Origin of the sequence: Trebonia kvetii (assembly GCF_007827045.1) — a bacterium.
Lineage (GTDB): Bacteria > Actinomycetota > Actinomycetes > Streptosporangiales > Streptosporangiaceae > Trebonia > Trebonia kvetii.
Window position 1 is genome coordinate 147,242 of sequence record NZ_RPFW01000008.1, and the last position, 13,585, is coordinate 160,826.

General features: G+C 67.9%; 12 protein-coding genes. 8 read left to right on the top strand and 4 right to left on the bottom strand.

Annotation, left to right across the window (positions count from 1 at the left end; translation table 11 throughout):
* Positions 1-12 precede the first annotated feature (12 nt).
* From EAS64_RS35400 to EAS64_RS35430, 7 genes are all read left to right on the top strand, one after another.
* Entirely contained in the window at positions 13-681 is a 669-nt protein-coding gene (locus EAS64_RS35400) for an HAD family hydrolase (protein WP_246116014.1), read from the top strand.
* Between the two features lie 112 nt (positions 682-793).
* Positions 794-1,351: a hypothetical protein gene (locus EAS64_RS35405; protein WP_145860277.1), complete on the top strand. Its 558-nt coding sequence runs from the start codon at positions 794-796 to the stop codon at positions 1,349-1,351.
* An 801-nt stretch (positions 1,352-2,152) separates the two neighbouring features.
* Entirely contained in the window at positions 2,153-3,160 is a 1,008-nt protein-coding gene (locus tag EAS64_RS35410; RefSeq protein ID WP_246116015.1) for an ABC transporter permease, read from the top strand.
* A gap of 139 nt (positions 3,161-3,299) precedes the next feature.
* Positions 3,300-5,111 carry an ABC transporter substrate-binding protein gene (locus EAS64_RS35415; RefSeq protein WP_145860279.1) on the top strand — a complete coding sequence of 604 codons (1,812 nt, stop codon included), beginning with the start codon at positions 3,300-3,302 and terminating at the stop codon, positions 5,109-5,111.
* An 88-nt stretch (positions 5,112-5,199) separates the two neighbouring features.
* A complete protein-coding gene (locus tag EAS64_RS35420) occupies positions 5,200-6,210 on the top strand; it encodes an ABC transporter permease (RefSeq protein ID WP_145860281.1) in 1,011 nt (336 codons plus the stop codon).
* A gap of 26 nt (positions 6,211-6,236) precedes the next feature.
* Positions 6,237-7,304: an ABC transporter ATP-binding protein gene (locus tag EAS64_RS35425; protein WP_145860283.1), complete on the top strand. Its 1,068-nt coding sequence runs from the start codon at positions 6,237-6,239 to the stop codon at positions 7,302-7,304.
* Between the two features lie 16 nt (positions 7,305-7,320).
* On the top strand, positions 7,321-8,508 hold the full coding sequence (locus EAS64_RS35430) for an ABC transporter ATP-binding protein (protein ID WP_145860285.1): 1,188 nt from the start codon (positions 7,321-7,323) through the stop codon (positions 8,506-8,508).
* 105 nt (positions 8,509-8,613) lie between these two features.
* Here the strand turns inward: EAS64_RS35430 and EAS64_RS35435 are convergent, their stop codons facing one another.
* From EAS64_RS35435 to EAS64_RS35450, 4 genes are all read right to left on the bottom strand, one after another.
* Positions 8,614-9,393, bottom strand: a complete 780-nt coding sequence (locus EAS64_RS35435; RefSeq protein ID WP_145860287.1) for an ABC transporter permease — start codon at positions 9,391-9,393, stop codon at positions 8,614-8,616.
* A gap of 3 nt (positions 9,394-9,396) precedes the next feature.
* Positions 9,397-10,434, bottom strand: a complete 1,038-nt coding sequence (locus EAS64_RS35440) for an ATP-binding cassette domain-containing protein (protein ID WP_145860777.1) — start codon at positions 10,432-10,434, stop codon at positions 9,397-9,399.
* Positions 10,435-10,559: 125 nt separating this feature from the next.
* Positions 10,560-11,183 carry a PadR family transcriptional regulator gene (locus EAS64_RS35445; protein ID WP_145860289.1) on the bottom strand — a complete coding sequence of 208 codons (624 nt, stop codon included), beginning with the start codon at positions 11,181-11,183 and terminating at the stop codon, positions 10,560-10,562.
* Between the two features lie 127 nt (positions 11,184-11,310).
* The gene (locus tag EAS64_RS35450) at positions 11,311-12,090 is read right to left on the bottom strand and encodes a RecB family exonuclease (protein WP_222849872.1); all 780 of its coding nucleotides are present in this window, start codon (positions 12,088-12,090) and stop codon (positions 11,311-11,313) included.
* Positions 12,091-12,410: 320 nt separating this feature from the next.
* On the opposite strand from EAS64_RS35450, the gene EAS64_RS35455 reads away from it, so the two are divergent.
* On the top strand, positions 12,411-13,580 hold the full coding sequence (locus EAS64_RS35455; protein WP_246116016.1) for a site-2 protease family protein: 1,170 nt from the start codon (positions 12,411-12,413) through the stop codon (positions 13,578-13,580).
* Positions 13,581-13,585 lie beyond the last annotated feature (5 nt).

Genomic DNA, 13,585 nt, shown 5'->3' on the forward strand with positions numbered 1-13,585 from the left:
GGGGAGTATGACGTGACGGATGGGCTCGCGGCGGTGCTGTTCGACATGGACGGGCTGCTCGTGGACACCGAACCGCTCTGGTTCGAGACCGAGATCGAGGTGATGGGCCGCCTCGGCGCGCCGTGGACCCACGAGGACCAGAAACAGCTGCTCGGCGGCTCCATGCCCCGCACGGTCAGCTACCTGCTCGGCAAGGCCACCAAGCCGGCGCCCGCGGAGACGGTCGCCCGGTGGATGACGGACGGCATGCTGGAGCGCGCCGCCGCGGGACGGGTGACGGTGATGCCTGGCGTGCGCGAGCTGCTCGCTGAGGTGGCGGCTTCCGGGCTGCCATATGCCCTGGTCACCTCCTCGGAGCGGCCGCTGGCCGAGGCGGTGCTCGCGAGCACGGGCATTAGTTTCCCCGTGACGGTGACCGGGGACGACGTCCCGGTGACCAAACCGGACCCCGCGCCCTACCTGCTCGCCGCCAAGCTGCTCGACGTGGATCCCGCCAGGTGCGTGGCCCTTGAGGACTCGCCGAACGGTGCCGCCTCCGCCACCGCGGCCGGCTGCCGGGTCGTCGCCGTCCCGTCTTTCGGCGAAATGCCCGAGGCGCCCGGCCGGCTCATCGTCGGGTCGCTGCGCGACGTCAGCCTCGGCACCCTTCGTGACCTGGCACAAGACGCCCAGAGTTGGTAGCAGGGGACAAAAGCGAAGATAACAGCAAGAAGTTCGGCCCGGCGGGCGGTGCGCCGACGTTCCGTGCATCACTCGAGATATGTCACGATGGAGAGAGCAGGGAGGCGCCGTCATGAGCTATAGCAGTTTCGCCTGGGTCCCGCTCACCGTGGGACTGACCATCCTCGGCCTCATACTGAGCTACATCACCTACCAGCGCAGGGGACTTCGGCCCGCCATGATGGTCGTGGCCTTCTCGCTGCTGCCGGTCGCCGCCCTCATGACGGGCGCGATCGAGATGCTGTGGAAGGTCGGGGTCGCGATCGGCCAGTTCGGCACCGGCTTCGTGTTCTCTCCGGAAAAGTGGGCGGGCATCGGCCTCACCGGCCTCGCCGTCGCGCTGTTCCTCGCCGCTGGCGGCAGGCAGCGCCGCAGGGCGTCGCGGGAGGCGCGCCGCGCCGCCCGCGGTGCCCGCAAGGACGAGGCCGAGGGCAGGCCGACCGCGCCGCAGATCGCCCCCCGGTCGCGGTCCGCTGACCAGGCCACCCGTGCGCTGGCCACCGATGTCCGCACACCGGTTCCCGCGGAGCGCGGTACCGCGAACGCCCCGGCGAAGCCATCGCGCAAGTCCGCGCCTGTCGATGACGACATGAAGGACATCGAGGAGATCCTCCGCAAGCGCGGCCTCTAACGCGGCACCCGTTCGGGGTGTGACAGTGCGTAACCGCCACCCTGCTCGCATGCCGCGGCAGGCCCCGCGGATCGGTCCGTGGCCCGCGTCGTGCGACTCATCGGACCTTGCGCACGCGCTGCCGCGCATGTCCCTTTGACATCGTTAGCATTACCAGAAATGCCGCGAATAACGGCTCTGCCGGCATCAACGACGCGCTGGCCAAGTCGCTCGGCACGCCGGAGAAAGGCGACACGGCCGCCTTTCTCGGGCGGTTACCGTCCGTGAAACCTTCAGAAAAGGTTCAGATTCTTCAGCAAAACCATAGTTTGCCAGACGTTGCCTCCGATGTAACGTTCCTGTTACCGCATGTGGCCATCAAGGACGATTTACATCACAATCAAGCCACAGCCTTCGATTTGGTATGGATTAGTCCGGGCGTAACGCAGAATCTCCTGTTAGGCAGTGATCGCTGGGGGCGAGGTCGCTCACTGGCTGCCTCACGCCCCAGCGCGTCGACTGAACACCAAGAGGAACGTGCCACATGCTCATGTCTAGATCCCCCAGGCGCATCGCCGCGCCGATGGGAGGACGCAGCCGCGACGTTGGCGCTGGTCACTCCGACCGGGAGGAATCACCCGTTTCCTTCCCGTTTCGACCGGATCACGAAAACACAACACTTCGAGACGATATCTTTACCCCGCGCAACTCATGTCTAAGGTGATGAACGCGGATGCAGCGGGCAACCCCTGGGGCTCACGCAGGCATGTCGTAGCCGTGCACCACAGATGCACCCGCTGCCCATGAAGGAGGCTTACTCACGTGTCGTTGTCTGGCGGAGAACTTGAGGTCGTCGTCAGCGGGTCACCAGCCCCGGCCGAACCTCTCGGCGAGGTCAAGGCGATCGAGGGTCGCTCCCTGTGGCAGATCGCGTGGCGGCGCCTCAAGAAGGACAAGGTCGCGATGGCGGGCGGCGTCATCTGCCTCCTGCTCGCCCTCATCGCGGTGTTCGCCGGGCAGTTGAGCGCGCTGTACGGCTACGACTGGAAGACGCAGAGCCCGAATCTGCTCGACCAGACGACGACGATGCCCGTCGGCCCGTTCGGCGGAGCTAGCGGTAATCACTGGCTCGGCCTCACGCCGGTGCTCGGTCAGGACGTCCTCGCGGGCCTCCTCTACGGCGCCCGGACCTCGCTGATCATCTCATCGCTGGCGACGCTGCTGTCGCTGGTGCTCGGCGTCTCGCTTGGCCTCATCGCGGGCTACGCCCGCGGCTGGCGCGACACGGTGATCGCCCGGACGATGGACATGCTGCTGGCGTTCCCCACGCTGCTGTTCTCGATCGCGCTGCTGAGCGTGTTCTCGATCGTGCCGTCGTTCCTCGGTCTGACCGGAGTCCCGCTGCGCTTCGGCGTGATCATCTTCGTCCTCGGCTTCTTCGGCTTCCCCTACATCGGCCGCATCGTGCGCGGCCAGGTGCTCTCGCTGCGCGAGAAGGAGTTCGTCGACGCCGCGCGAAGTCTCGGTGCGTCGAACTTCCGCATCATGACGCGCGAGATCATGCCCAACCTCGTCGGCCCGATCCTCGTGTACACCACCCTGACGATTCCCAATTACATCCTCGGTGAGGCCGGGCTGTCGTTCCTTGGTGTCGGCGTGACGTACCCGACCGCGTCCTGGGGTCAGATGCTCAGCGACGCCGGCAGCTACTTCGAGATCGACCCGACCTACCTCGTCGCTCCGGGCCTCACGATCTTCATCGCGGTCATGGCGTTCAACCTCTTCGGCGACGGATTGCGCGACGCCCTCGATCCCAAGTCCACCCGATGAGCCCGGCGATCCCGCCCAGCTCGTCCACGAACCCGGCCGCGGCGTAAGCCCTGGCAGCAGTCCGGCAGTCCGCCGGGATGGCCGTCGCTCCCCAGCTCGGCCAGGAACCATACAACAGGAGAAGAATCAAGTGCAGCTGATGAAACGGCACCGTATGGTGTCCGCCGCGATCGGCGTCGTCGCCGCAGCCATGGTGATCGGTGGCTGTAGCAGCAGCACGACGTCGTCGGCCGCCGGTGGCTCGACACCAAGCAGCAGTAGTAGTTCGACACCAAGCAGCAGCGGCAGCAGTGGCAGTGGCAACACCACTACCGCTGCCTACAACGCCGCGGCCGACAACATCGTGAACGCATCGACGAAGACCGGTGGCACGCTCCAGCTGCTCGCGGGGTCGGACTGCGACTCGTGGGACCCGCAGCGCACGTACTACGGCTGGTGCTGGAACATGCAGCGGCTGTTCACCCGTTCGCTCATCGGTTACAGCGTGCTCAACGGTACGAAGTTCACTCTCGCACCCGACCTGGCCACCGACATGGGCACCCACAACGCCGACTACACCCAGTGGACCTACACGCTGAAGTCGGGCCTCAAGTTCAGCGACGGCACGCCGATCACGCCGAAGGACGTCAAGTACGGCGTCGAGCGCCTGTGGGCGACCGACGTCATCAACGGCGGCCCGTACTCGTACTTCACCACGGGCATCAAGGCTCCGAAGAACTACGCGGGTCCGTACAAGAACGGTGACAATAACGTCGGGATCACCACGACCGACACCACCATCACCTTCAACCTGACGGGCCCGAACGCCGACTTCAACTACCTGATGGCGATGTCCGCGTCGGCACCGGTGCCATACAAGGTCGAGGGTGGCGCGGGCTTCACCGGCGCGACCTACACCAAGCACCCGCTGTCGTCCGGCCCGTTCATGATCAAGTCGTACGTGCCGAACAAGAGCATCATCTTCGTGCGCAACCCCGACTGGTCGCAGGCCACCGACACGATCAGGCACCCGCTGGCGAACGAGGTCGACCTCACGGTTGACACGGACCCGGTCGACATCGACAAGAAGCTCGCGGCGGGCACCGCCGACGCCAGGGCTGACTCCGGTGTGCAGGCCGAGTTCCAAGCGCAGATCCTCAGCAACCCGACGCTCAAGGCCCAGGCCGACGACCCGGTCGCGGCGGCCACCAGGTACATGGCGGTCATCCCGTCCGTGATCCCGAACCTGCACTGCCGCCTCGCGATCTTCTACGCGTTTGACAAGGCCGGCTTCGTCCGGGCTTACGGTGGCACGGTTGCCGGTGATGTGGCCGGCGGCATGGCGCCTCCCGGCATCTCGGGCTACAAGGCCGGCTTCAACCCGTTCCCGTCGGGCGCGGACAACACCGGTGACGACGTGAAGGCCAAGGCGGAACTCGCCGCGTGCGGGCAGCCGAACGGCTTCAGCACCAAGATGGCCTACGGAACGCCGAGCGGTCACGCCGCCGCGGCGTTCGCAGTCGAGCAAGCGGCGCTGGCCAAGGTCGGCATTCAGATAACCGCGGACACCCACGACAGCGCGTCGTACTACAGCACCTTTATCGGCTCGCCGCAGAACCTCAAGAACCAGGGCATCGGCATCGCCATCGCCGGCTGGGGTGCTGACTTCCCGACGGGCGTCGGGTTCTTCCAGTCGATCACCAACGGCAACGCGATCGTGCCGACCGGTAACTCGAACTACGCGAGCCTGAACGACCCCACGGTGAACAAGGTTCTCGACGAGGCCCCGGCGGGCAAGGCCACCGAGGCCGACTGGGAGAGCCTGAACAACGCGATTGCGCAGAGCGGGACCTACCTGCCGGTCCTCTACGAGAAGACCCTGTACTACCGCAACCCGCAGATGACGAACGTGACCAGCGACAACGCTCTCGCGTTCGGCATCTACGACTTCGTCAACGCGGGCGTCAGCTGATCAGCAGACGTCCTTAGGACGAAAGGAAGGTAAGACGCTTCGCGGTGGGCCCGGGTACTCCGGGCCCACCGCGAACGTCCACCAGCACATGATCCGGTTCATCATCCGCAGAAGCCTCGGCGCCGTCGTGGTGCTGATCGTCGTGAGCTTCATCACGTTCGTGATCTTCCAGCTCGCGCCGTTCCTGTCACACACCTCGCCGGTCTACTACTACACCGGCAAGATCACGGCCAGGCCGGGCTCGTTGCAGCTCAAGTTGCTCGAGCACCGCTTCGGCTTCGACCTGCCGTGGTACCAGCAGTACTGGCACTGGCTGCACGGCATCCTCTTCGGTCAGTCACTGACCGACGGCACCTCGAACGTCTACTGCAACGCACCGTGCTTCGGCTACTCGTTCGTGCAGAACACGGCCGTCGGCTCGCTGATATGGCAGGCACTGCCGGTCAGCCTGAGCCTGGCGGTCGGCGCCGGGGCGCTGTGGCTGTTCGGTGGCGTGCTCATTGGCACCCTGTCCGGCCTGCGCCCCGGATCGATCATGGACCGCATCGGCATGACGCTGGCGCTCGGCGGCGTGTCGCTGCCGATCTTCTTCACCGGCCCTGTGCTGCTGCTGGTCTTCGAGTACCAGCTGAAATGGCTGAAAAACCCCGCGTACGCGAGCCTCACAAGCAATCCGCCGCAGTGGCTCGAGAGCATGATCCTGCCCTGGGTCGCGCTCGCGTTCCTCTTCGCGGCCCTCTACGCCCGGCTCACCCGCGCGAGCATGCTCGAGACGATGGGTGAGGACTTCATCCGCACCGCTCGCGCGAAGGGCCTACCGTGGCACACCGTCGTCGTGAGGCACGGTCTGCGCGCCGCGCTCACGCCGATCGTCACTATCTTCGGTATCGACCTCGGCCAGTTGATCGGCTCCACCGTCATCACCGAGACGGTCTTCAACCTGCGTGGCCTCGGCTGGCTGTCGGTGACGTCGATCCGGCAGAACGACCTGCCGGTGATCATGGGCGTCACGCTGATTGCCGCCTTCGCCCTCGTCCTCGCCAACCTGGTCGTCGACATCCTCTACGCGTTCGTCGACCCGCGCGTGCGCCTGAGCTGACGACCAACCGACGAGGAGAACTGATTATGCAACCGCAACCGGCCATCGACGTGCACCTCGAGACCGAGGCTCCGTCGGCGTTCCTGTCCGTGCGCGATCTGCGTGTGCACTTCCCCACCACGGACGGTGTGGTCAAGTCGGTCGACGGCCTATCGTTCGACCTCGAACGTGGCCAGATCCTTGGCATCGTCGGCGAGTCGGGCTCGGGCAAGTCGGTGACGAGCCAGGCCATCCTCGGCCTGCACAAGGGCTCGTCGGCGCAGGTCTCCGGCGAGATCTGGTTCGAGGGCAAGGAACTCGTCCGCATGCGCGAAGGCGACATGCGGGCGTTGCGCGGCAACGAGATGTCGATGATCTTCCAGGATCCGCTGTCGTCGCTGCACCCGCTCTACACCGTCGGCTGGCAGATCGTCGAGGCGTACCGCCAGCACAACAAGGTGAGCAAGGCCATCGCGCACCGGCGAGCGATCGAGATGCTGGACCGGGTCGGCATCCCCAACCCCGACAAGCGTTTCGACGACTACCCGCACCAGTTCTCTGGCGGTATGCGCCAGCGCGCGATGATCGCGATGGCACTCGTGAACGACCCGAAGCTGCTCATCGCCGACGAGCCGACGACCGCGCTCGACGTGACGGTCCAGGCACAGATCCTCGAGCTGATGAAGGACCTGCAGCACGAGTTCAACTCGGCGATCATCCTCATCACGCACGACCTGGGCGTCGTGGCCGAGACGTGCGAGACCGTCGTCGTCATGTACGGCGGGCAGTGCGTCGAGCAGGGTTCGGCGGACGACATCTTCTACAACCCGCAAATGCCCTACACCTGGGGCCTGCTCGGCTCGATGCCGCGCATGGACCGCACCAGGCAAGCGCGGCTCAGTCCGATCCCGGGCACGCCGCCGTCGCTGATCCAGGTCCCGCGCGGCTGTGTGTTCCACCCGCGCTGCCGCTTCCGGGATCGGGTTGGGGAGGCGTGCACGACGGTGCACCCCGACCTCGAGGACGTCGACGCCACCGGCCATCGCGCGCGCTGCCACATCGCTGCGCGCCAGCGCAGCGAGATCTTCTCCACCGAGATCGCGCCTACCCTCTAGCTAGGAGAACCTGACAATGAGCAAGACTGCGCGAACGGAAGCCGAAGCGGACGGCGTGCACCCCGCTGCGGCCCGTCCCGACGCCCTGCTCGCGGTCAACGACCTCAAGAAGCACTTCCCGATCCGGCAGGGCATCTTGATCCAGCGGCAGATCGGCGCGGTGCGGGCCGTCGACGGCGTCTCGTTCTCGGTCGCCCCCGGTGAGACGCTTGGCCTCGTCGGCGAATCGGGCTGCGGCAAGTCGACGACGGGCCGCATGCTGTCGAAGCTGCTCGAGCCCACGGCCGGCTCGATCATGTTCGAGGGCCACGACATCGCCCGGTACTCGCGCCGGCGCATGCGCGCGCTGCGCACCGACATCCAGATGATCTTCCAGGATCCCTACTCGTCGCTGAACCCGCGGCACACGATCGGCACGATCGTCGGCGCACCGTTCCGCATCCAGAAGGCCAAGACCGAGAAGGGCGTCAAGGCCGAGGTGCAGGGCCTCATGGAACGCGTCGGCCTCAACCCCGAGCACTACAACCGCTATCCGCACGAGTTCTCCGGTGGCCAGCGGCAGCGGATCGGCATCGCCCGCGCCATCGCGCTCAAGCCGAAACTGATCGTCTGCGACGAGCCGGTGTCAGCGCTCGACGTGTCGGTGCAGGCCCAGGTCGTCAACCTGCTCGAAGACCTGCAGAACGACTTCAACCTCACCTACATCTTCGTAGCGCATGACCTGTCGGTGGTGCGCCACATCGCCGACCGCGTCGCCGTGATGTACCTCGGCAAGATCATGGAACTCACCGACCGTGACGTCCTCTACTCGACACCGATGCACCCGTACACGCACGCGCTCATGTCGGCCGTGCCGGTGCCCGATCCCAAGAAGGAGTCGCGACGCGAGCGCATCCTGCTCGTCGGCGACCTGCCGAGCCCGATCAACCCGCCCAGCGGGTGCGTGTTCCACACGCGCTGCCCGAAGTACCGACAGATTCTCAGCGAGACGGACAAGCAGCTGTGCCGTGACGTCGTGCCGCTGCTCGATCTCAAGAAGGAAGACCACTTCGTCGCGTGCCACTTCCCGCAGGTGCGGGCCGACATCGCGGCAGCGGTCGACGTCGGCGTCACGGCCGAAGAGATCGAGGTCGAGCAAGCCGAGGAAGCCGTGGCCGTGGCTGCGGCCGAGGCGGCCCCGGCACCGGAGGATCGGCAGAACTAGCCCGGCTGCCGGGGCGGGCGGGCCCGTGCGGGCCCGCGCGGCACCGGGCAAGAACGCGATGGCCGGCCACCCCAGGGGTGGTCGGCCATCGCGGCGTTCTGGACGTTAAGCGTTCTCACGGACGAACACCCGCGAGCCCAGCCACAGGAACACCGCCGCCGTGCCCACGGCCACGCACAGCCCCTCGATCATGATCGCGTTCCAGTACTGACCGGCGTACGCCTCGCGCATCGCGTCGATGATGTAGCGGAACGGGCTGATCCGCGCGAATCCCTGGAGCCAGCCGGGACCGAGCGTCATCGGCAGCATGATGCCCGACAGCAGGACGAGCGGCACCACAACCGAGTTGATCAGCGGCGCGAACGCGTCCTCGCTCTTCAGCAGCAGCGCGACCGCGTAGGACACCGAGGCGAGTCCGGTCGCCACCAGGATGATGAACACGAACGACAGCAGCAGCGCAGGCAGCGGCGCGCGCAGCCCGAAGGCGACGCCGGCCAGGATCAGCACAAGCGACTGCGCGATCAGCGCCACCACGTCGCGCAGCACCCGGCCGGTGAGGATCGCGAGCCGGGAGATCGGGGTGACCCGGTACCGCTCGATCACCCCAGCTCGCCACTCGGAGATGATCGCGAACCCGACGAACGTCGAGCCGAAGAGCGCGAGCTGGATGAGCAGCCCAGGCACGAAGAACCGGTAGGCCTCCGCGGTGCCGCCGGACCCGGACCCGCCGCTCAGCGCGCCGGCCGGCAGCCTGGTCAGCAGCGGGCCGAACAGCACCAGGTACAGGATCGGCTGCAGCAGCCCGATGGTGAGGAACGCCGGGTTACGCAGGATAAGCCGCATCTGCCTGCGGAACACGAACAGCGTGTCTTCGATGAACCTCATCTGTTACTCCCCGTTCCCGGTGCGAGCGCCGGCGCCGGCCAGCTCGCCCTCTGCCTTGTCCTGCCCGCCTCCCGCGCTCGCCGAGTCGTCGCGCAGCGACCGCCCGGTCAGCGTCAGGAACACGTCGTCGAGCGTTGGCCGCGCCAGGCTGATCGCGCTCATCGTGATGCCCGCGCCGTCGAGCACCCGCAGCAGCACCGGCAGCGCCTCCTCGCCGTGCTCGACGGTGAGCCGCAGCTCGCCGTCGGAGACCGCGATCTCCTGCACCACGGGCTGCTCGGCGAGCAGCGCGCGGGCGGCGGGCAGCTGCCCGTTGACGCGCAGCGTCACCACGTCACCCGACACCCGCCGCTTCAGCTCGTCCGGCGTGCCGACCGCCACGGTGACGCCGCGGTCGATGACGAACAGCCGGTCGCACAGCGCGTCCGCCTCGTCCAGGTAGTGCGTGGTGAGGAACACCGTGGTGCCGAGCTCTGACCTGATGCGCCTGATGTGCTCCCACATGTTCGACCGCGACTGCGGGTCGAGCCCGGTGGTCGGCTCGTCGAGGAACACCAGCGACGGCTGGTGCACCAGGCCGATCGCGATCTCGAGCCGCCGCCGCTGCCCGCCGGACAGCGTCTTCACGAGCCGCTGGTCGAGCCCGCCCAGGTCGAGCTGCTCGATCAGCTGCGCGGCGCGGCGCGCGGTCTCCGCCTTGCCGATCCGGTAGGCGGCGCCCTGGTCGAGTAGCTCCTCGATGACCAGGTTAGTGTCCGTGGTGCCGCCCTGCGTCTGACCGATGGCCTGCGGCACGAAGCCGATCCGCTTGCGCACCTCAAGCGGGTTGCGCAGCAGGTCGGCGCCGGCCACCGTCGCGGTGCCCGCGGTCGGCCGCAGCAGCGTGTTCAGCATGCGCAGCGTCGTGGTCTTGCCGGCGCCGTTCGGTCCGAGGAAGCCGACGATCTCGCCTTCCTCCACCGTCAGGTCGACGCCGCGCACCGCGTGCACGGTGCGCTTGCGGCTGGTGAAGTCCTTGGCGAGGCCCCTGGCCTCGATGATTGCCATGATTGTGGTTCCCCTCCTGGCCGTCGCCGCGGGCGCCCGCGTGCGCGGGACTGTGGCCATTATCAAGTAATATCTCAAGTAGTTCAAGTACTATCTCGATGTTTCCGAACGGGTTGCTGCTACGCGTTACCCCCGCCCGGAGTCTGGTCGCCTGCTGGCGTATCGGCGACGGCACCGCCAGCGGCGACTTCCGCCTCGGTACCCGCGCCAGCGAGCTCCGCGTCAATCTCGTCGTGCCAGCGGATTTCCGCCTCGACGTGCACGATCGCGCGGCGCATGACGGACGCCGCGAGCGGGCTGATGTATCCCTTGCGCAGCAGCTGCTCCCGCTCGGCGGCGACCTCGGCGATCCAGATCGCCAGCATGCCCCGCCTGGCGCGCAGGGTCCGGCGCAGGTCCGCCCGGTCTACCCCGTCCGCGGCGAAGAGCAGCGCCACGCCGAGCGGGTCGTGCGAGGAGAACAGCGGCTTGATCGCCTGCTCGCGCAGCGCCGACAGCTCAAGCTGCCCCTCTTCGGTGATCGCGTACACGGTCCGCTCCGGCCGGTTTCCCACCCGCTCGGTCCGCGCCGCCTCCACCAGGCCCTCGCGCTCCATCGCGCGCAGCTCCCTGTACAGCGCGCCGACCGACACGCCGCCCCACTCGCCCACGTCGGTGAGTTCGGCGATCCGGCGGATGTGGTGCCCGTGCGACGGCCCGCTCCGCACCAGGACGCCGAGCGCCATCAACCGCGTCAGGTTCATGAGATTAGTTTCATGAGAGTAATCTCGCGCTGTCAAACGAATTTCCGGAGGATCACTGCTTTCCCGCGACGCCAACGCGGGCCGCCAACGACACCAGCCGCGCGTGGGCGGGCGGGCGGCGGGGAGCTCAGCCCACCGCGGACGCGTGCTGCGCGGGCACGCCTGCGGGCAGGGGCGGCAGCGTGCCGCCGAATTCGGGGCACAGCGCCTTGTGCCGGCACCAATCGCACAGCCGCGACGGCCGCGGCCGCCAGTCGCCGGTCTCCTTCGCACGGGTGATGGCCGCCCACAGCGCCTCGAGCTTGCGCTCAGTCGCCCGCAGGTCCGCCTCGTCGGGGGAGTAGCGCAGCACCTCGCCGTCGCCCGACAGGTACATGAGCTGCAGCATCCGGGGGATGACACCGCGCAGCCGCCAGATCACCAGCGCGTAGAACTTCATCTGGAACAGCGCGCTCGCCTCGTACGCCTCGAGCGGCACCTTGCCCGTCTTGTAGTCGACGACCCGGATGTCACCCGCCGCGGAGATGTCGAGCCTGTCGACATAGCCGCGCAGCCGCAGGCCGGACGCCAGCTCCGCCTCCACGTACCACTCGCGCTCCGCAGGCTCGAGACGCCGCGGGTCCTCGAGCCTGAAGTAGCCCGTCAGGGCCGTGTGGGCGTCGGCGAGGAAGCGCACCCGTTCCTCATCATCGGACAGCAGCGCGGTGAGACCGGGATCATCCGCACACAGCCGCACCCACTCGGGCTCGAGCATTTCCGCGGCCGCCGCGGGCAGGCGCTCGGCGGCCGGCCTGTCGAACAGCCGCTCAAGCACCGCGTGCACCAGGGTGCCGCGCGCTGTGGCGGGTGTCGGCGGCTCGGGTATGCGGTCGATCACCCGGAACCGGTAAAGCAGCGGGCAGGTCATGAAGTCCGACGCCCGTGACGGCGAGAGCGAGGCGGGCCTATCCCCGGATCCTGCGCCGTCGGCCGGGCCGTCCGCCTTGTCGATGTCCGCACCGTCGATGTCCACACCGTAACCGTAGGGCAGCCCGCCGACATTATGCGCGTCTTCCGCCCGCACCGGGCCGCGTCAGCGGCGGACCACGGGTCGGCCCGCGCCGGACCACGGGCTGCGCCTGCGGCGCAGCGTGCGCGGCGTAAGCGGCCGACCACGGTCCGTGCACGCACAAAGACGCGGCGGGACACGGACGCGCGCTGTCGCCGGATGCACGTAGCATCGGGGGTGTGGCAAGTGGCCAGGAGGAGCAGCCGGAGCAGGCGCAGTCCGATCAAGGGCGGGCCGGCCGCGGGCAGCAGGGCATCATCGTGGCGCGGCCATTCGGCATCCCCGTGTACGTGTCGCCGTACTGGTTCATCATCGCCGGCGTCTTCATCATCATCTACGCCAATGACCTGAGCACCTCGATCTACGGCAACACCAGGTACATCGTCGCCGCCGCGTTCGTGGTGCTGCTCTACGTCTCCGTGCTCGTGCACGAGCTGTCCCACTCGATCGTGGCGCGCGGCTTCGGCCTGCCGGTCCGCCGCATTCTGCTGTACCCGCTCGGCGGCGTCTCGGAGATCGAACGGGAGGCGCCGACTCCCGGCCGCGAGTTCGCCGTGGCCGGCGCCGGCCCCGCGCTGTCGCTCGCGCTCGGCGCGCTCGGCTGGGGCCTGTCCCAGGTGGCGCCCTACGGCGTGACCGGCGCCCTGATCAGGCAGCTCATGGTGGCCAACATCATCGTGGGCGTCTTCAACCTGCTGCCTGGACTGCCGCTTGACGGCGGCCGGATGCTGCGCGCCGTCGTCTGGAAGGTGACGGGCAAGCCGGGCACGGCCACCATCGCGGCCGCGTGGGTGGGCCGCGTGCTGGCCATCGCGCTGCTCGCGATCCCGTTCTTCTCCGGCGCTCTGGCCGGCGGCGACCTAGTGAGCATGGTGTGGGTGGTCGTCATCGCCGCGTTCATGTGGACGGGCGCCAGCCAGTCCATCAAGGCCACCAGGTTCCGCGAGCGGCTGCCCGCACTGCAGGCACGCCGCCTGGCGCGCAAGGCCATCTCCGTCCCCGCCAGCACCCCGCTCGCCGAGGCGATCAGGCAGGCGGACGAGGCGAAGGCCCGCGCGGTCGTCGTGGTGGACCACGACAACAAGCCGATAGCGATCGTCAACGAGGCCGCCGTGATGGCCACGCCGCCGCAGCGCAGGCCCTGGGTGGACGCGGGGTCGATGGCGCGGTCCATCGACCCCGGCGTGATCCTCAGCGCCGACCTGCAGGGCATGGCGCTGCTCGACGCGATCCGCCGCTCGCCGGCCAGCGAGTACCTGCTCGTTGAGCCGTCGGGCGAGGTGGCTGGCGTGCTCGCGGCGCGCGACCTCGACCAGGTGTTCGCCGGGGTGTTATCCCCAGTAACCTAAGCCGG